Source organism: Streptomyces ardesiacus, from assembly GCF_003112575.1.
Classification (GTDB): Bacteria; Actinomycetota; Actinomycetes; order Streptomycetales; family Streptomycetaceae; genus Streptomyces; species Streptomyces ardesiacus.
Genome location: NZ_BEWC01000012.1, coordinates 35,666 through 53,063, shown reverse-complemented (window position 1 = coordinate 53,063; position 17,398 = coordinate 35,666). Strand labels below are relative to the sequence as shown.

The window sequence follows — 17,398 nt, the reverse complement described above, 5'->3', positions numbered from 1 at the left end:
AAGGGAGCTGTCAGCCGTGGCCGTCGTACTGCCGAACGCGATGCTGACCGTGTATGTGCTCGAGCACCCTTGGACGCGCGACGCCAACGGCGTGCCCGTGCCGCCGAACCCGAACCAGAAGCCGGCCCCGCGCGGCACCTGGCCCGGGTCGGTGCTCGAGCAGCCCGACGGGCCATGGTCTGTGCGGCTCGACCCCCGCGCGTGGCCAGTCAGGGAGGGAGACACCGTCTCCGACGAGACCGGCCGCTCGTGGACGCTGACGAGCGCCCGCAATCACGCGGTGCCCGGCTGCGCGGCCGCCGACTACGTTCAGGCCACTGCCACCCTCAACCCGCCCGAGGTTCCCTGATGGCCAAGTTCACGCCCGCCCCGGGCCTCGAGGAGCAGCTCGCCGCCCTGCTGGCCCCCGCCGTGCACCGCATCGCCCAGCGGGTCGAGATCGAGGCCAAGCGCCTGGCCCCGCCCACGAAACGGTGGGTGACGGTGGGCGACGACAAGGTCCGCCCCACACACGTGACCGCGCAGGGCCAGGTAGTGCCGGGGAACCTGCGCTTCGAGCTGAACTCGATGCGGTGGGACATGGAACACCGCGGCGTCGGCCCGCACACCTACATGACGGAGCCCCGGGACCGCAGCTCCCGGGCGATCGCCAACCTCAAGAACTGCCGGTGCAGCATGCACACAGACCCGGCCGGCATCTCCCGGCACATCAACACGGGGCAGCCCGTCGTCGCGGGGAAGAAGGTCACGGTCACCGTGTCCGTGACCGCGCCCCTGGTCGTCGAGGCCGAAGTGGGCACCGTCTACCCGGGCAACCTGGTGGCCGACGGGACCTTCTTCATGTCCCGGGCGGCCGCCATCGTCGCCGCCCGCCGCTGACCCTCGTCAGTCGTCCCAGTAGCCGGGGTCGGCGGCACCCCAGCCCCGCCCCGGCCCCGTGACGTCGTCGAAGGACCGACCGTACGTGCACGCCGTGCGCGCATCGAGATAGTCCCGGGACTCGGTCGACGCATCCTCCACACCTGCGTTCCGCAGCCGGGACAGAGCGCACCGTTCCATCGCCGCCTCGTACTCCGGCCCTTCGGAAGGCCGTTCCGTCGGCTCCGGCTTCGCATCGCTGCCGCAGGCGCCCACCAGACCCAGCACTCCGACGGCGGCCGCGGCCACCCAGACACCTCGCATCTTCATGCATCCCCCCACAGGACCCTTGATCTGCAGACGAAGGCTATCGCCCCCGCTGCTCGTGCGCGCGACACAAGGCCTCGGCGTGCGCACCATGCCCGCCATGGCTACGAACACGACCCCCAAGAAGACCGCTGACACCGCGGCGGCGTCTGCCGAGGCCGTCACCGAGACCGCCGAGGCCCGCCCCGAGCGCACCACCCGCCGCACGCCGACCGTTGTTGGGCCGCCGCTCGGCGAAGGACAGAAGCCGGTCACCGTCACGCTGTCGCACCACCTGAGCATCGACAGGACCGACTACCTGCCCGGCGCCCAGATCACGGTGTCCCCGGACTACGCCCGCCGCCTGCGCGGTCAGGGCTTCACCGCCCGCACCTGATGGCCGACCTGGACCTGGCGGACGCCGACCCGGTGTCCGTCCTCCTTCCCTGGCTGCAGCACAGCGCCCAGGCCGCCGACGCCCTCGGCGGCCCTGGACGCGTGTCCGGCATCGCCGAGGCGCCTTGGCCCCACCTCGTCATCGGGCACGGCCCCGGCGGGGACCTGCGCGACCTCCGGTGGGCCACCGAGCCCGAGGTGACTCTCGAGGTACTCGGCGACCCGGGCGGCTGGCCCGGGAAGGCAGAACTGCGGCGCATCCTCGTCCGCTGCGCCCAGGCCGCACAGGGCATCGTCGAGGCCCCGCACACGCCCGGCCGGCCGGTCATCAACGGGGTGAAACCGTCCGGTCTCCTGATCTGGCAGCCGTACGTCGACGGTCAGCCCCGATGGGTCATGAACCTCGCGGTGACGCTCCACCCGTGACGACGCGACGTTAACCACTCCGGCTCTCCAAGGTGTCCGCGCCCTAGCACCGGACACCTTGGAGACCCCGACATGGCAGGCGAGAGCGCCAACAACAACGAGATCGTCATTCCGTCGATCACCCGGATCTACCTGGCTCCCGTGGGCACGACTGCCCCCGCCGACGCCACTTCCCCGATGCCCGAAGGACTGCGGAACGTCGGGCTGACCACCGAGGACAGCCTCAAGTTCAACTCGGAACCGAACTTCGAGCAGGTCCGCAGCGCGCAGTCCTCCTACCCGACCCGCACCTTCCAGACGCAGGACGCGGCGACCATCGAGGTCGACCTGCAGCAGTGGTCCGGACCGAACTTTCAGGCGGTCTACGGCGGCGGCTCCATCACCGAAATCACCGTGGCCGGCACCCCCGAGGTGAAGCACTACAAGTTCACCCCGCCGCGTATCGGCTCCCGCACCGAGGTGATGGCCGTCATCGAGGTCATCGACGGCGGCAAGCACTACCGGTACGTCATTCCCCGCTGCATGCAGATGGAGGGCGTGTCCAAGGACCTCGCGAAGACCAAGGAGGCCGTGCTGCCTCTGCGGCTCGCGGTCCAGGGCGGCGACGACCTGGACGCCTGGTACCTGATCACCGACGACCCCGCGTTCTCCCTCGCGGCGTGACCCCTCGCGGCAGCGCGCGACACAAGCCCGCACGGCTTGTCACTGTCCGCGCGCTGCCGCACCACAGCGACCCAGCTACGCACACACGAGAGGTCACACCCATGTCGTTCGTCATCGACCTGGACGCCGAGCGCCGCGAGGTTCAGTACCCCAACGGCATTCCCGTCCGGTTCAGCGGTGAACAGTTCATCTTCCCGGCGGAGCTCCCGGCGGAAGTCCTCGACCCGATCCTGTCGGACGAGCTGGACCTGGTCGGTCTCCTCGGCGACGTCATCGAGTCCGCCGAGGGCGACGCCGGCGTCAAGGAAGTCGTCAACGCCCTGTTCCGGCGGCCGTCCCTGCCGCGGAAGTTCCTCGCAGCGGTCCGGCAGTCCTACGAGATCCTCCTGGGCGACCAGTACAAGGACTTCCTCGCGGCTCGCCCGTCCATCGGCGACTACGTCCGCCTGACGACCGGCCTGGCCAAGGTCTACGGGGTGGAACTGGGAAAGCTGTTCAGGTCTGCCGACTCCTCCGAGAACGCTTCGGAGACGTCGAGTCAGACCTCTCCCGCTTCCACCACGGACTCGACGCCCGAGGCGTCTGGCTCCGCCCCGGACAGCCCGGATTCATCGGACTCCGCCGGCTGATCTCCTACATCGACGGTCTGCCCGAGGACGCCCGCGTCCGCTCCGCCCCCACCGGCGGCTGGACCCGGGTCCTGGAAATGCTGGCGCTGATCGTCGAGGAGATCGGGCTCCTGGCCGCGGACAAGCGCCGCGAGGAGCCGTTCACCGTCATCCGCCCGTCGCGCTCCGCCGCCGCTGTGCGCCGCCGCCCCAGCTACACGCCACGGCCGCAGCAGCCCGCCCCGGAGCCGCCGGCGCCCCGCATGACCGGCCACAGGCAAATGCTCATGGCGGCCGTGCAGAGAGGAATGGTCCGTAGTGGGTGAGGGCCTGCAGGCCGGTCGCCTCGACGTGCCGGTCGTCGCGAACCTGGCGGGCTTCGCGGAGAAGCTGCGCACGCAAGTCGAGGCGGCCGCCGAGGGCCTGGCCGCCAAGGTCTCCGTCGAGATCGAGAAGAAGGGCCTTCGGCGGCGCCTCAAGGAAGTCGTCAAGGAGGCGTCCAAGGGCGTCACCGCGAAGATCCGCGTCGAGATCGACGAAGACCGCTTCCACACCGCCCTGGACGGCATCCGCCGCCGCATCGACGACCTCGACGTCACCCTTCCCGTCCGCCCGGACGGCGACAACGACGACGGCTCGTCCGGCGGATTCCTCGCACGCCTCCGCGGGCTCATCTCCGGTGCGCAGGGCGAAGCCGACCGGAACCCGGTCAACGTCCCGGTCCGGATGAGCCTGCCCGGCCGCCGCGGCCGCCGGGGCACCCTGCGGATGCTCGGCATCGGCTCGATCATCGCCCTCCTCGAGCCGGCCGTCGCCCTCATCGGCCAGTACGGCGCAGGGCTCACCGCCCTGGTGTCCGCGGCAGCGCCAGCGGTCGGCGTGCTGGGCGCGATACCCGGCCTGATCACCGCGGCGGGCACCGCAGCGATCGGCACCAAAGTCGCGTTCTCCGGATTCGGGGACGCGCTCAAGGAGCAGCTCAAGGTCCAGGAGCAGCTCGCCGCCGGCCAGAAGCTCACCAAGGCCCAGCAGGAGCAGCTCGCCGGGTCCATGGACAAGCTGTCGTCGTCGGCGCGCAAGACCGTGACCACCGTGTCGTCTCTGGCCGGGGCCTGGCGCGGCATGAAGAAGTCCGTCCAGGAACGGTTCTTCTCCCGCATCGCCGACGACGTCAAGCCCCTGTCGAACGCGGTCCTGCCGCTACTCAAGGACGCGCTGGGCGACAACGCCGACCAGATGGGCAAGCTCGCCGAGCGCGGCGCCACGTTCATGAAGTCGGGCATCTTCCGCCGGGACTTCAAGAGCATCGCGGCGACGAACTCGACGGTCGTCGGCCACCTGACCGACAGCCTCGCCAACCTCGGCCGCGGCACGCTGGACTTCCTCGTCGCCTCGGGCCCGTTCACCGAGCGCGTGTCCGCCGCCGGGGAGCGGATGACACGGTGGTTCCGCGCGTCGGTCCAGGCCGGGCGCGAAACCGGGAGCCTCGCCCGGTTCCTCGACCACGCGGCGGACAAGGCCGGGCAGCTCGGCCGGACCACCGGCAGCCTCATCAAGGGGCTCGGCGGTGTCGGCCGCGCCGCGATGGACACCGGCAACGCCCTGCTCAACGGCCTCGAAGGCAGCATGAAGCGCTTCGAGCGCTGGGCCAACTCCGGTGTCGGGCAGCGGGCCATGGAACAGTTCTTCTCCGACGCCGCGCCCGCGATTCACGAGGTGAACCTCCTGTTCGGGGACCTCATGCGGGGGCTCGGCCGGTCGATGAAGGACGGCGGCGTCACCGACCTGGTGCGGCAGATCCGCACCGAACTGATGCCCGCCCTCGGCACGTTCTTCAGTGCGCTCGGCGAGTCCGTCGGCCCGGCGGTCATCTCGGTTATCTCGAACCTCGCCGAAGCGATCGGGAACGTGTCGGCAGCCGGCTCCGGGCTGGGGATTCTCCTGGTGGCCTTCGGCGGCCTCCTGGACATCTTCAACACGCTGATGAACGTGGTCCCCGGCGCGAACACCGCCCTCGCCGTGTTCCTCGGCTCGGTGCTCATGCTGAAGGTCGTCAGCGCCGTCGCGCGCGGTGTGCAGGGCCTGGCCACCTCGGTCCGCAACGTCGGAACAGTCTCGACCACCGCGGCGGACGGAGCCCGGACCCAGACCACGGTGTGGCAGCGCATGGGAACGGCCTACCGCACGGCGGCAGGAGACGGCCGGCGCCTGTCCGGCGCGATGGGCGCCGTCCGCGTCGCGGCCGGGGGCGTACGCACCGCCGTCGGCGGCATCACCTCCGCCCTCGGCGGCCCGCTCGGTGTCGCGCTCGCCGGCGTCACCATCGGTCTCGGGCTCTACGCGGCCAGCCAGGAGAAAGCCGCCCGCGCCGCCCAGGCCCACAAGGAGCGCGTGCAGTCCCTCACCGACGCGCTGACCGCCTCCGGCGGCGCCATCGACGCAAACGTGCGCGCACAGGCCGCGCAGCTCCTGCAGGACACGGAGCTGGCCAACGGCAAGGGCAAGCTCGTCGACGTGATGCGCAAGGCCGGCATCAACCTGGGCGACCTCACGGACGCCTACCTGGGGCAGGGCGTGACCCTGGAGAAGCTGCAGAAGGACCTGCAGGAGACCGCCGACGCCCACCAGGTGTGGGTGACCACCGCGCAGGGCGCTGCACAGTCCTGGGACGACGAAGGACTCGCTGCGAACCGTGCGGCCAAGGCCTTGGGCACCGTGAAGGGCGAGCTGGAGGAGAGCCAGAAGAAGCACAAGGAACTCGCCGACGCCGTCAACAGCAGCGGCACCACGGGCTCCACCGCGTACGACCGGCTGTCGGTCGCCGTCCAGGCGTTCGGAGACAAGACCAAGGCCGCAGACGAACGCGTCGATGCCCTCAAGCGGGCTCTGGACGCCCTCAACGGCAACACACAGTCGTTGCACGACGCTCAGGCCCAGCTCAACGCGGTCATGCTGCAGATCGACGACACCATGGGCTCGAACATCGCGAAGGCCGACGGCTGGGGCAAGGCCCTCATCGGCGCCGACGGGCTGGTCAACACCACGACCAAGAACGGGCAGACCCTCAACACGCAGCTCGGGGAGCTGCGCGACAACATGCTCAACGTGGCGACCCGGGCGCAGGAGGCCGCCGAGCAGGGCCTCATGCCCATGTCGGAGGCGATGGACGTCAGCCGCGGCGCCATGGAGTCGACCCGGGCGAAGGCGATCGAACTCGCGACGGGTCTCGGCATCCCCAAGGGCGAGGCGGAAAAGCTCGCGAACCAGCTCGGACTGGTCCCGTCGACCGTGACGACCCTGATGTCGACGGTCGGCGTGCCGGAGGCGACCGCCGAATTCATGGCGCTGCAGGGGCAGCTCGACGGCCTCAAGCCGGGGGCGTCCATCCAGATCAAGGCGCCCACCATCGAGGCCCGCGCATCGCTGGAGGCCCTCGGGTTCACGATCCAGCGCATCCCGGGCAGCAAGAACGTGGTGGTCACGGCTCCCACGGGCGGCGCCCGGGTCAACATCAGCTCCCTGGCCGCCGACATCGCGGCCGCGCCGGACAAGAAGAAGGTGACCGTCGAGGCGATCATCAAGCAGGCGGCCGGGGACCTGAAGAGTGTGCAGACCCAGGTAGCCGGCATGAAGGGCAAGTCGATCGAGGTCAAGGCCCCGACGAAGACGGCCCAGCAGGCACTCAAGGACCTCGGCTACAAGATCGAGAACGTCGACAAGGGCGGCAAGAAGGTCAAGATCACCGCCCCGACCGGGGAGCCGCTGGCCAACGTCCAGCGCATCCAGAGCGCCATCAACGGGCTCACCGGCAAGACCGTGCACGTCACCGTCCAGTACAGCGAGGCCGGGAAGCCGTCGGTGGTGCGCACCCACGCCGACGGCGGCATTGTCACGTACGCCAACGGCGGCATCCGCGCGGCCGCGAACCGGATCAAGGCGTTCGCGGCCGGCGCCGAGCGGCACATCGCCCAGATCGGCAGGCCGGGTGAGATCCGTGTGTGGAACGAGCCGGAAACGCAGGGAGAGGCGTATATCCCCCTAAGCCCGGCAAAGCGCAAGCGTTCCGAGGCGATCCTCGAACGCGTTGCCCAGATGTTCGGCGGGCAAGTCGTGTACTTCGCCGAGGGCGCCCTGCGGCAGTACGCCTCCGGTGGTGTGCGCAGTACCGCCGCGCGGGGTGCGACCCGCCGCGTTGCCACCGCTCCCGCTACCGCTCCGGCCCTCGTCGGCGGCGACCTGAACCTCAACCTGACCAGTGAACCGATGACGCCCGGAGAGGCCCTGAACGACGCCATGTTCGAGCTGCGTCGCATGCGAATGGGGAGTACCTATGCCTGAGATGGTGGATGGCGACTGGAACCTCGGCTACTCGGCCACCAAGCTGCACCCCGGTGCCGACCTGCTGTTCGGCCGTCAGCCGTCCGGGATCTACTGCCTGTCCGAGCCCGAGGTGTCGTTCAGCGACGCCGACAAGGGCGACGGGGACCTGCCGGGCGAGGACGGCATCCGTATGGGGCGCGACTACCAGCGCAGCGCGACCGTGACGTTCGAGCTGGGCGTGGACGGCGTTGACCGGGCGGTCGACGGGCACGGTGATGACCGGCCGTGGGCGGGCGGTTCCCTGATCGGTGTCTGGCCCTACGCGACCCGGCCGCCGGGCCTGCCCGGGGGCGGGAGCAGCGCCCCCACGGTCCGGGAGCCGTACCGGTGGTCAGCCGACGGCGTCGACATGCTCCGGCAGGCGTGGCGGGCCGACTCCGTGCGCGACCGGGCCGGGGGCGTGGCGTGGCTGCGGCACACAACGGTGGGCGGCCGCACCCGCATGCTCTACGGCCGTCCCCGGAAGTTCGCCGTCGGCCACTCCCGTCTCACTCGCCAGGGGTACACGCCCGTCGTCTGCGACTTCGTGAGCATCGACGACCGGTTCTACGACGCCACGGAGTCCGCCCAGGACCTGTGGGGCCTGCGCTGGGTGGGCGTGCCGGGGCGGCCCGGGCGGCCCGCCGACGCCGGCCCCGGGGTGACCGACTCGAAGACGACGGCCGTCATCAAGCAGAAGGGCAGGGTGGCCACCCACCCGTACGTCCGCGTGTACGGGCCGTGCAAGAACCCGAAGGTGACCCTGGTCGGTGTCTGGGAGGTCCAACTGTCGCTGGAACTCAAGAGCACCAGCGAGTACGTGCAGATCGACCCGCGGCCGTTCGCGCGGTCCGTCATGCACTACAAGAGCGGGTCGTCCAGCTCCGTGGCGGACAAGCTGACCCGGAGCAGCCCCCGGCTGGCGGAGATGGTCATCCCGCCGGGCCAGTGGACGGCCAAGCTGGCGTACACGAATGCCGCGGTGACCACCACGACCGGGCCGCGGGTGGAGATCCGGTGGCGCGACGCCTACACCTGGTGGTGACGGGGCGACGGTAGGCGCCCCGGCCGTTCACGCTGCTCCCTCCCGTAACGGAGAAGGAGTACAGCGATGGCGTGGGACGGCATTCCCTGGTTCGTAGAAGGCACCGCGGCGTCCGAGGAGACGCTGCGGCTGATAGTGGACGCCGCGATGTGCGGCGGGGAAGGCGTGGTCGGGCCCTCGGACCTGCTGGTGACCGCCCTGGACGCCCCGGCGGCCGCCGTGCAGGTGGGGCCTGGCGCGATGATCGCGAAGCGGCGGGCGGCGCTCGGCGGCGGCAGCCAGTCCTACGCGGCGCGGATGCCGACGGCGGAGCAGGCGGACGTCGTGCCGGTCACCGTGGACGGGCCCCGCTCCGACCTCGTCATCGCCCGGGTCGAGGACCCCTACGGCGGGGAGCCCTGGCCGGCGCCGGAGGACCCGTCGGTCGGGCCCTACGTGTTCACCCGGGTCGTCCCCGACGTGCCGGTCGGCACCACCAGCATCCGCGACATCGAGCCGGACTCCACGGCGGTGACGCTGGCCCGGATCGACATGCCGGCCGGAACGACGACGATCACCGCGGCCATGGTCACCGACCTGCGGCAGCTCGCGCGGCCGCGGTCGGAGTCCTTCCGCCGCTACATCCCCGGCTGGCAGGCGCCCGACGATCTCGGCGCCATCACCGACGTGTGGGAGACCTTTCCGATGGGCGCCACCTGGACGGAGAAGATCCCCGACTGGGCCACACACGTCACGGTCCACGCCCTCATCACCGGTCTGCTGCACCCGGACGCGGTGGAGGCCCGGGGCACGCTGCGCGCCTCGGTCGGTGAGCAGCACGGCGCGGCCATGCCCTACGCCTGCGAGGCGGCCGGCCGGACCGTGCTGCAGACCGGGCACACCTTCCTCCTGGCCCCGGAGGACCGCGGGCAGATGGTCGACATCAGCCTCGAGGGCCTGGGCGATGCCCCCTACAAGGGGGTGCTGCGCGCGGACAGGGGCACGGCCTTGTCCCTCGAGGTGACGTACTCGCAGAAGCCGGTGAGCGCCTGATGGGCTGGCGGTACATCGCGATGCGCACGGTCAGCGGCGACTTCCTGGACTGGGACGTGCCGTTCGTGCCGGACGGCCCGCCGAAGCGTGAGCTGAGCGGCCCCGGCCAGATGCAGGGGAAGATCGATCCGGAGTATCTGCGGCTCATGGCGAAGCCGGACGGCCTGCCGGTCATGGCGGAGTGGGGCACGAGCCTCTTCGCCGAGTACGACGGCCGTATCCGCTGGGGCGGCATGGTCACCAACCTGGGCTTCGAGGGCCAGGCGATGAAGGTCACCTGTGCCGGATACACCGCCTACCCCAGTGAGATCCCCTACCTCGGGTCAGGTATCCGGTCCGGCGCCAAGATCCCGCAGAAGTGGAAGTACGACGGCAAGGACAAGAACAACGACGGCTACATCGACGGGACGAAGCCGAAGCAGAAGATGCCCAAGCGGCCACCGGACAAGATCAGCACCCGCTGGGACGCCTTCGACGTCGTCCGGCACATCTGGGCGCACCTGCAGTCCTTCGACATGGCCAAGCTCGGCGTCACCCTTGACGGCCACGACTCCGGTTACAAGCTCGGCGCCGCCAACGGGGAGGACCCGTGGGAGCTGCTGTGGTGGAACAACCCGGACTGCGGCCAGACCATCAACTCCGTCATGCAGTTGGCGAAGGCCGACTACCTGGAGCGGCACTACTGGGACGGCACGAAGGAGAAGATCCGCCACCACATCGATTTCGGCACCCGCCGTCTCGGCAAGACCCGTTCCGACCTGCGGTTCGCCCAGGGCGAGAACGTCATCGAGCTCGCCACACCGAACTACCAGGGCGACATGTTCGCCTCCGACGTGTACGTGCTGGGCAAGGGCACGGGGGCCAAGACCCCGCGCGCCCGGGTCGTGAACTACGACAAGCGGGTCCGCCGGGCGCGGATGATCACCCGCAAGGACACCGCGAACATGTCCACCCTCACCGAGGCGGGCAAGGCGGAGCACGCCCGGCACACCCAGCAGCTCACCATCCCCGCGATCGCGATCCGTCACCACTACAACGCCCCGCTCGGCTCCTGGAACCTGGGCGACCGCATCCTGCTGCAGGTCGAGGTGCCGTGGGTCGGTGAACTCGCGATCTGGCACCGCGTCGTCTCCGAGGAGATCGACCCGGCCGCCGGCACCGCCGTGCTGCGCCTGACCCGCAGCAACTACTACGGGTAGGCCGCGACGTTAACGCGCTGCGCCCTCCACTCTGCGCGCTGCCCACACAGCCAGCAGAGAACAGGGGGGTGCGGTGTCGTCCTTCCGCCTGGACGAGCAGGAGACGAACCGGCGCTTCGCGTCCTACTTCAAGGAACTCGAAGACCGCATTGCCTCGCTGGAGCGCGCCAACCCGCTCACCCACGCCTCCCTCGAGGGCGGCTCCATCGACGTCTACGACGTCGACGGCTCCCTCCAGACGGTCATCGGCGAGCAGGCGGACGGCACGACCGGTGTCGTCCACGTCAACGGGCCCCCGCCGCCGACGCCCACGGTGCCGCTCCTGGCGCCCGTCATCAACGGTGTCGCCGCCACCTGGGACGGCCTGTTCGCCGACGCCGACGCGGCCCCGCTCGACTTCTCCCGCGTCGAGGTCCACGCCGCCGCCACGGCCGACTTCGAGCCGTCGCCGCTGACGCTGGTCTCCACGCTCGAGTCCCCGCGCGGCGGTGTCTTCGCGATCCCGACCGACAGCCCCGTCTACGTGCGGTTCCTCGCCCGGAACCTGTCCGGCACCGGCAGCGACCCATCGGAGACGGCAGGCCCGGAGAGCCCGGGAAAGGTCGTCGCCGACGACGTCGTCGACGGCATCATCACGGAGGTCAAGCTCGCCGAGAAGGCCATCACGGAGGCCAAGCTCGCCCTGGGCGCCGTCGGCTCCGACGCGCTCGCGAACAACGCGGTCACCGCCGCCAAGATCCTGGCCGGCGCCGTCACCACGGACAAACTGGTCGCGCTCGGCGTGACCGCCGAGAAGATCGCCGCCCTGGCCATCACGACGGACAAGCTCGCCGCCCTGGCGGTCACCGCCGACAAACTCGCCGCGAACTCCGTCACGGCCACGAAGATCCTCGCCGGGTCGATCGATGCCACCCACATCAAGGCCGGATCGATCAACGCCGACAAGCTGATGATCGGCACCAGCGGCGACAACCTGGTCCCCGACCCCTCCTTCGAGGGCCCGGTGTCCGCGGCCCGCGTCCAAGGCGTCACCGCCTGGAGCGTCGTCGACGGAGGCAACGGCACCCCCAAGGCCTTGCAGGTCACCGCCACCAACCCCACGCCCCTGACCCGCGCCCTCGACCTCGTCGTGCTGCCGGCGATGCCCGGCCAGAAGGTCTACCTCGCGGTCGACTACCTCGCCTCACCCGACTGGGTCGGGGACCGCGTCATGATCGCCGTGAACTGGCTCGCCGCCGACGGAACATGGCTGGCACAGTCCTCCGTGGCCACTACCCAAGGAGCGACCGTCCTCGGCTCCTGGCAACGCCTCTCGGGCCTGCCCACGACCGCAGCGCCCGCGAACGCCACGAAGGCCGCCGTGCGCCTCTACAGCAGCAACGCGTCCTCCGGCACCGTCCTCTTCGACAACGCCCAGGCCATGTTCGTGACCACGTCGGGCTTCGCCGGCGCCCGCGCGGAAATCTCACCGCTCGGGCTGCAGCTCTACAACGACGACGGCGAGGAAGCCGTCGCCCTCATGACGGGCCGTCCGAACTACCTGTCGCTGCGCACCGACGGCGTGCCCGTGGCGACGATCGACCAGGAGGGCGGCGCCGGCTTCCAGCGCCTGGCCGTCGCCGAGAGCCTGAGCATCGCCGGAACGGACCTGAGCGAGTACCTGGCCTCGCTGCCGCGCGGCATCCAGGCCGTCGACTACCAGGGCAGCACCCGGACCGCGTCCGGCACCGAGATGGGTTTCGTGGAGCTGGCCAGCGACATCGACCCGACGCGCATGTACCGCTTCCGGTTCGTGGCCCGCGCCAACCCCTCCGTCGCCGGCGGAGAGCTGCAGATCCGGCTCCGCGACGGCGGCGCAGGCTCCCCCACCATCAACTCCAAGCAGCTCATGCTGGCCGTCCACCAGATGCCGCTGGAAACGAGCTTCACCGCCGACCTGGAGCACATCCAGAACGGGGCCTCCCTGGGCGCCGGGAACCACCGGTTTTTGATCAGCTTCAAGAACCTGTACGGGCCGGGCGGCCAGACCTGCACCCTGTCCGGCGAGGAGGGCGCCCTCGGCTACTTCTACATCGAGGACGTCGGCCCGCACGTCGTCGAGACGGGCGGATACAACGACGGCGGCGGCACCACCGCACCCACGCCCCAGAAGTACACCAAGTACTACAACGCGGCCTGGTCCGGCACGTACTCCCGGCGCAGCTCGTACAACAGCTACTACGGCAACACCTGCATGCAGGGCTACTACAGCTCGACGAACGGCACGATGGCCTCGCTGATCGGCTTCCCGTCCTCCCTCGGCTCGGACCTGTCCGGCGCCGTGATCATCAAGGCCGAGGTGTACCTCTACTTCGATCACTGGTACGCCAACGCGGGCGGGAAGGCCGTCATCAAGGCCCACAGCCACACCAGCCGGCCCGCGTCGTTCTCGTCGGACTCCGACTCGAAGACCGTGAACTGGGCCCGGAACGAGGGCAAGTGGGTGGACATCACCAGTGTCTTCGACAGCTCGAAGTGGCGGGGTATCGCCCTGGACCCGAACTCGACGTCGTCGACCTTCTACGGCCGAGCCCGCGGCTACGGCCAGACCAACCCGCCGCGCCTGAAAGTCACCTACACCAAATGAGAGGGGTCCCGTCATGCCTGAGTTGCCGCTCCCGCTGACCGTGCTGTGCGACCTGGCCTGTGAGCCGTCTTTACTCCCACGGGTCCGGATGGCCATCGCGGCCATCGCCCAAGAGGTTTTCGCCGAAGACCCGACGACGGCCGGCTACCCGCTCCGCTTCAACCTGGCGAAGACGGTGCTGTCGCCGACGGAGGCACAGGCCGCGTCGATGACGCCGGGCCTGGTCATGTCCCCGCCCATACTCGCCGCGGCCGCGGCCGCGGGACTGACCGACCCCGTGGCCCTGGCGGCGGCGATCACCGACGACCAGCTCCTCGACGCGATCCGTAAGGGGTGGAACGCCGTGTCCGGGGTCAGTCCTTCGAGCGCTGTCCCGCAGGCCGCGACGTAAGCCGTCGCCGTGCTACAGCGTTCGGAGTGCGGGGAGCCGCGGGCCTCCGGGCCCCGGCTCCCGCGCACCCTAACCACCTGACGATCTAGGAGGGCGCCTTGGAATGGCTCATCTCCCTGGCGCCTGTTCTCGGCCCCTTGTTCGGCATGACGGGTGTGCTGGGCGGGGCCTGGCTGGTCCACCGCCGCGAGAGCCGCAAGAACCGGCGGGACGAGCAGACCGCGCAGGCGACCACGTACGTTGCCTCGGTCCAGACGGTCACGGACGGCTTTACGCAGCTCCTCGAGCAGCAGCGCATGACGAACGCGCAGACCCTCGAGCGGGTCGCCACTTTGGAGACCAAGCAGACCGCGCTTGAACGCAAGGTCGAGGTCCTGGAGGAGGAGCAGCGGCAGTGGCGGCGATGGAAGGCGGCCGCGGTCGACTACATTCACCAGCTCCGCGGCATGCTCGCAAAGCTCTACAGCGGGCCCCCGCCGGCCCCGCCCCGCGATATCGCCGAGGACCTGGTCGACGAGGCCGGGCCGTGAGCCAGCACGCGACGCAAAGGCCCCGCCCCTCACACAGTCCCGCCCGACACGAAACCTCGTTGAAGGGCAGGACCCCATGAGCACACTCGACTCCCTGATGACCGGCGCCCAGGTGGGCACCGTACTGCCGCTCCTCACCGCGGTGGTGCAGAAGCCCGACTGGTCCGCGAGGGCCAAGAAGATCGTGGCCGTCGTCGCCTCCCTCGTCGCCGGCGTCTTCGCCGTGGCGGCCGACGGCGGCTGGGACCAGTTCCAGCACGGGCATCTCACGGCCGCCACCTTCCTCGGCGTCCTGGCGGCCTCCCAGACGAGCTACGACCTCGTCTGGAAGCCCAGCAAGCTCGCCCCGATGATCGAGTCCCTGACGGCCAAGAAGACGGCTCAGCAGGCCGAATAACCCCCACGACGCCCGACCGGCCCCCGGCCGGCGGGTACCATCACCATTCGAGGTGGCCGTACCGCTGCCGCGACAAAGCGTTGAGAGCGCCGTCAGGCGTCATTGGGTATACGGGCACTGCGGTGTCGCTTCCCCAGGGACGCGCCTGACACCAGGCATCGAGACCACCGGGTGCGTGCAGAGCACTCGGGGCCGGGGAGCGGTTGCTCCTGCGACGATCCGGCACACGCAGTCGCAAGGCTCGGTACGGCCACCTCTTGCTGCCCCAACAGCACGACGCGCACCTTCGGCCCGAGAGCAGCGGGCCCGACCCGAACCGGAGGAACAGACCGCATGGCCGAAGCGCAGGGGATCGAGGCGGCGATCAAGCGCCTGTCGGGCATGAGCCCCGACGAGTTCATGAACGCGGTTGTCCGTCACGTCACGGGGGCCCCGGACAAGCGGGACGCCCCGCAGGAGATCCAGGCCGCGGCGCTGGCATCGCCCCGGCTGGCCGCGCGCACGCTCGACGCGCTGGAGCTGGCCACCAAGAGGGCCCGCAGCTTCATGCCGCGCCTGGAGGGCGAGAGCAAGAGCCAGCAGGCGGCCCGCCTCGCCCCCTTCAGGGCCGCGTTGCAGGCGGCCCAGGGCCCGTACCAGGACTGCAGGAGGGCGTTGGGCGCGCGGCGCGCCCCGTGAGGTGAGGTGAGGTGACGCAGGACGGGAGGGGGCTGGAGCCGTGGGGCGCGCCCAGAACCCTCCGGGCACGCGGCACGTCACGTCACCTCACTGCCCGGCGGGCGCGCTGTCGAAGTAGGGGGCGAACTTCTTCTTGAGGTCGAGATCCGGCACCGGCGCGCGCCGGTAGGTGTCGGCGAGGGCGGGCTGGTCGTTCTCCTCCAGGAGCGCGATGGCCTCGGCTCGCTGCGCCTTGACGTAGTCCCGGAGCCTGGAGAGGCCCGGTTCCCCGTCCTCGTAGATCGGCTGGAGGTGGTCACGCAGCGTGGTGAACTTGAGGCGGGCCTGAACCTCGGCTTCCTCGAGCAGACCCTGGCGCGCGATCTCCAGAGGGTCCTGGTCCTTCCGCCGCTTCCGGGGGGCGGGCTTCTCCGGCGGCTGCGGCGGGAGGTCCTGCGGCTCCTCGGCCGCGCTGGTGTCCTCCGGGGACTCGGCGGGCGGGGGCTCCTCGGCCTGGGGGTCCGGCGGCGGGGGCGGGGTGTCCTCGGCGGGCGGTGCCTGCTCCGGCTCCGGCTGTCCCTGCTCCGGCTGGGCGGGGCTCGACTCGGCCGGCGGGGCCTCGTGGTGCTCGCGGGCCTGCTCCGGCTCGACCGTGGCCGGCGGGGTGCTGGCCTCGGGGGTCTCTCCCCCGGCGGCTTCCTCCTTGCGCTTCTTCGCCTGCTCCTCGATGAAGTTCAGGGACCTGGTGATCAGGTCGTCCGCGTTCAGCCGACCCCACATCTTCGTCTCGGTGGGGATCGCCCGGAGGGTGCGCACGCCCCACTCCTCGCGGATGGCTCGCAGGCACTCCAGCGGGTTGTTCTCGTCGGTCAGCGCCCGGTGGATCAGCTTGACGGCCTGCTTGCCGTTCAGGCCCCGCGGGGCGTTCTCCTGACGGACCGGGCCCTGCTGCTGGCGGGCGGGGGTCTGCTGCTGGGCGCGCTGGTCCTCCTCCTGCAGGTACGCCTCGGGCCGGGTCTCGGTGACCTGCCGGGCGGCCGCTGCCTCCTCGAAGCCGAGACGGCGGAGCAGGGCGTCGACGGAGAAGTCCGGGAAGGGCATGGACTGGCCGGGCTTGACGTCCCAGTGCAGCGTGCGGACTCCGGTCAGGTGCGCTTCGCCGAACGCGTGCAGCTCCACGATGGCGTCGACGGCGGAGGGGAGGTTCCGTTCGGCCTTGATCTTCCGCGTCTTGTCCCGGGTCGGCTTGTCGTTCTCGAAGGCCGTGACGACCTCCTGACGGGCGAGCAGAAGGGTGGGGCCGGAGTGGCGGCGCAGCATCCACAGGATTTCGCCCCAGCGGTCCTTGGCGCGGTTCCAGAGGTCGGGGTCCACGACGACTGGGTCGTCCAGGCTCGGGCCGCGGCGCCGGGTCTCGTGGGCCTTCCGCTCCGCGCGGCGGCGGGCGTAGAGGGCCTGCTCATCGCTGAGCATGTCCCACAGCACCGTCACGTTGTCGACGACGATCATGTTCGGCTTGCCGTTCACGGGCGGCTGGGCGACGGCCCACCGGATGGCGTCGAGGATGTCCTGGTAGGTGCCGTTGTGCTCGACGATCTCGTACCGGGCGCCGGGAACGCGGCCGTAGTAGTCGGCCGTGCCCTCGGACCCGCCGATCTCGATCCAGTACGTCATCCCGATCAGGTCGGAGCCGGAACCTGCGGCCGCCTCGTAGCTCTTGCCGGACTTCTCCGGGCCGACGAGGAGCATCATCGGCGGGTTGGGCAGACCGGTCGGACGGCGGGACTTCCGCTCACGCAGGGGCGTGGTGATTCCAGGCATCGGTGATCCTTCGTTCGGGACGCGCGGGTTGCTCTCCCGCGCAGAATGAGACAGCGACAGCCCTAAGCTCTCGCCGGTCTCATT

At 70.4% G+C, this 17,398-nt stretch carries 18 protein-coding genes; 16 read left to right on the top strand and 2 right to left on the bottom strand.

Annotated elements, in window-relative coordinates; translation table 11 throughout:
- Positions 1–16 precede the first annotated feature (16 nt).
- Positions 17–349, top strand: coding sequence for a hypothetical protein (locus Sdi02f_RS33490; RefSeq protein WP_108934634.1), 333 nt, complete (start codon positions 17–19; stop codon positions 347–349).
- A complete protein-coding gene (locus Sdi02f_RS33485; protein ID WP_108934633.1) occupies positions 349–879 on the top strand; it encodes a hypothetical protein in 531 nt (176 codons plus the stop codon). Before Sdi02f_RS33490 ends, Sdi02f_RS33485 begins: the two co-directional genes overlap by 1 nt.
- A gap of 6 nt (positions 880–885) precedes the next feature.
- On the opposite strand, the gene Sdi02f_RS33480 is transcribed toward Sdi02f_RS33485, so the two are convergent.
- Positions 886–1,188 carry a hypothetical protein gene (locus Sdi02f_RS33480; protein ID WP_159107690.1) on the bottom strand — a complete coding sequence of 101 codons (303 nt, stop codon included), beginning with the start codon at positions 1,186–1,188 and terminating at the stop codon, positions 886–888.
- Positions 1,189–1,285: 97 nt separating this feature from the next.
- Between Sdi02f_RS33480 and Sdi02f_RS33475 the strand changes: the two genes are divergently transcribed.
- The 14 genes from Sdi02f_RS33475 (at position 1,286) to Sdi02f_RS33410 (ending at position 15,514) form a co-directional block, all read left to right on the top strand.
- Positions 1,286–1,561 (top strand): hypothetical protein, encoded by a 276-nt coding sequence (locus tag Sdi02f_RS33475; RefSeq protein ID WP_159107689.1) that lies wholly within the window; start codon positions 1,286–1,288, stop codon positions 1,559–1,561.
- Positions 1,561–1,986 carry a hypothetical protein gene (locus Sdi02f_RS33470; RefSeq protein ID WP_108934630.1) on the top strand — a complete coding sequence of 142 codons (426 nt, stop codon included), beginning with the start codon at positions 1,561–1,563 and terminating at the stop codon, positions 1,984–1,986. Before Sdi02f_RS33475 ends, Sdi02f_RS33470 begins: the two co-directional genes overlap by 1 nt.
- A gap of 72 nt (positions 1,987–2,058) precedes the next feature.
- Positions 2,059–2,649 (top strand): phage tail tube protein, encoded by a 591-nt coding sequence (locus tag Sdi02f_RS33465; RefSeq protein ID WP_108934629.1) that lies wholly within the window; start codon positions 2,059–2,061, stop codon positions 2,647–2,649.
- 101 nt (positions 2,650–2,750) lie between these two features.
- Entirely contained in the window at positions 2,751–3,278 is a 528-nt protein-coding gene (locus tag Sdi02f_RS33460) for a hypothetical protein (protein WP_108934628.1), read from the top strand.
- Between the two features lie 77 nt (positions 3,279–3,355).
- A complete protein-coding gene (locus Sdi02f_RS33455) occupies positions 3,356–3,583 on the top strand; it encodes a hypothetical protein (RefSeq protein WP_108934627.1) in 228 nt (75 codons plus the stop codon).
- Positions 3,576–7,595, top strand: a complete 4,020-nt coding sequence (locus tag Sdi02f_RS33450; protein WP_108934626.1) for a hypothetical protein — start codon at positions 3,576–3,578, stop codon at positions 7,593–7,595. Before Sdi02f_RS33455 ends, Sdi02f_RS33450 begins: the two co-directional genes overlap by 8 nt.
- A complete protein-coding gene (locus Sdi02f_RS33445) occupies positions 7,588–8,661 on the top strand; it encodes a hypothetical protein (protein ID WP_159107688.1) in 1,074 nt (357 codons plus the stop codon). Before Sdi02f_RS33450 ends, Sdi02f_RS33445 begins: the two co-directional genes overlap by 8 nt.
- Positions 8,662–8,727: 66 nt before the next feature.
- On the top strand, positions 8,728–9,693 hold the full coding sequence (locus tag Sdi02f_RS33440) for a hypothetical protein (RefSeq protein ID WP_108934624.1): 966 nt from the start codon (positions 8,728–8,730) through the stop codon (positions 9,691–9,693).
- Complete coding sequence (locus Sdi02f_RS33435; RefSeq protein ID WP_108934623.1) at positions 9,693–10,892, top strand: hypothetical protein; 1,200 nt, start codon at positions 9,693–9,695, stop codon at positions 10,890–10,892. The genes Sdi02f_RS33440 and Sdi02f_RS33435 overlap by 1 nt, the downstream gene beginning before the upstream one ends.
- A gap of 73 nt (positions 10,893–10,965) precedes the next feature.
- Positions 10,966–13,518, top strand: coding sequence for a hypothetical protein (locus tag Sdi02f_RS33430; protein ID WP_108934622.1), 2,553 nt, complete (start codon positions 10,966–10,968; stop codon positions 13,516–13,518).
- Between the two features lie 13 nt (positions 13,519–13,531).
- The gene (locus Sdi02f_RS33425) at positions 13,532–13,909 is read left to right on the top strand and encodes a hypothetical protein (protein ID WP_108934621.1); all 378 of its coding nucleotides are present in this window, start codon (positions 13,532–13,534) and stop codon (positions 13,907–13,909) included.
- Between the two features lie 98 nt (positions 13,910–14,007).
- Positions 14,008–14,439 (top strand): hypothetical protein, encoded by a 432-nt coding sequence (locus tag Sdi02f_RS33420; RefSeq protein WP_108934620.1) that lies wholly within the window; start codon positions 14,008–14,010, stop codon positions 14,437–14,439.
- 76 nt (positions 14,440–14,515) lie between these two features.
- Complete coding sequence (locus Sdi02f_RS33415) at positions 14,516–14,836, top strand: hypothetical protein (protein WP_108934619.1); 321 nt, start codon at positions 14,516–14,518, stop codon at positions 14,834–14,836.
- A gap of 333 nt (positions 14,837–15,169) precedes the next feature.
- Entirely contained in the window at positions 15,170–15,514 is a 345-nt protein-coding gene (locus Sdi02f_RS33410; RefSeq protein ID WP_108934618.1) for a hypothetical protein, read from the top strand.
- A gap of 87 nt (positions 15,515–15,601) precedes the next feature.
- Here the strand turns inward: Sdi02f_RS33410 and Sdi02f_RS33405 are convergent, their stop codons facing one another.
- On the bottom strand, positions 15,602–17,314 hold the full coding sequence (locus Sdi02f_RS33405; protein WP_108934617.1) for a hypothetical protein: 1,713 nt from the start codon (positions 17,312–17,314) through the stop codon (positions 15,602–15,604).
- Positions 17,315–17,398 lie beyond the last annotated feature (84 nt).

Bases quoted from the DNA above. Each gene is read 5' to 3' on its own strand.
- Sdi02f_RS33410 (WP_108934618.1), top strand. From the start codon at position 15,170: ATGGCCGAAGCGCAGGGGATCGAGGCGGCGATCAAGCGCCTGTCGGGC.
- Sdi02f_RS33460 (WP_108934628.1), top strand. From the start codon at position 2,751: ATGTCGTTCGTCATCGACCTGGACGCCGAGCGCCGCGAGGTTCAGTAC.
- Sdi02f_RS33445 (WP_159107688.1), top strand. From the start codon at position 7,588: ATGCCTGAGATGGTGGATGGCGACTGGAACCTCGGCTACTCGGCCACC.
- Sdi02f_RS33425 (WP_108934621.1), top strand. From the start codon at position 13,532: ATGCCTGAGTTGCCGCTCCCGCTGACCGTGCTGTGCGACCTGGCCTGT.
- Sdi02f_RS33480 (WP_159107690.1), bottom strand. From the start codon at position 1,188: ATGAAGATGCGAGGTGTCTGGGTGGCCGCGGCCGCCGTCGGAGTGCTG.
- Sdi02f_RS33455 (WP_108934627.1), top strand. From the start codon at position 3,356: ATGCTGGCGCTGATCGTCGAGGAGATCGGGCTCCTGGCCGCGGACAAG.
- Sdi02f_RS33405 (WP_108934617.1), bottom strand. From the start codon at position 17,314: ATGCCTGGAATCACCACGCCCCTGCGTGAGCGGAAGTCCCGCCGTCCG.
- Sdi02f_RS33475 (WP_159107689.1), top strand. From the start codon at position 1,286: ATGGCTACGAACACGACCCCCAAGAAGACCGCTGACACCGCGGCGGCG.
- Sdi02f_RS33485 (WP_108934633.1), top strand. From the start codon at position 349: ATGGCCAAGTTCACGCCCGCCCCGGGCCTCGAGGAGCAGCTCGCCGCC.
- Sdi02f_RS33465 (WP_108934629.1), top strand. From the start codon at position 2,059: ATGGCAGGCGAGAGCGCCAACAACAACGAGATCGTCATTCCGTCGATC.
- Sdi02f_RS33435 (WP_108934623.1), top strand. From the start codon at position 9,693: ATGGGCTGGCGGTACATCGCGATGCGCACGGTCAGCGGCGACTTCCTG.
- Sdi02f_RS33470 (WP_108934630.1), top strand. From the start codon at position 1,561: ATGGCCGACCTGGACCTGGCGGACGCCGACCCGGTGTCCGTCCTCCTT.
- Sdi02f_RS33415 (WP_108934619.1), top strand. From the start codon at position 14,516: ATGAGCACACTCGACTCCCTGATGACCGGCGCCCAGGTGGGCACCGTA.
- Sdi02f_RS33440 (WP_108934624.1), top strand. From the start codon at position 8,728: ATGGCGTGGGACGGCATTCCCTGGTTCGTAGAAGGCACCGCGGCGTCC.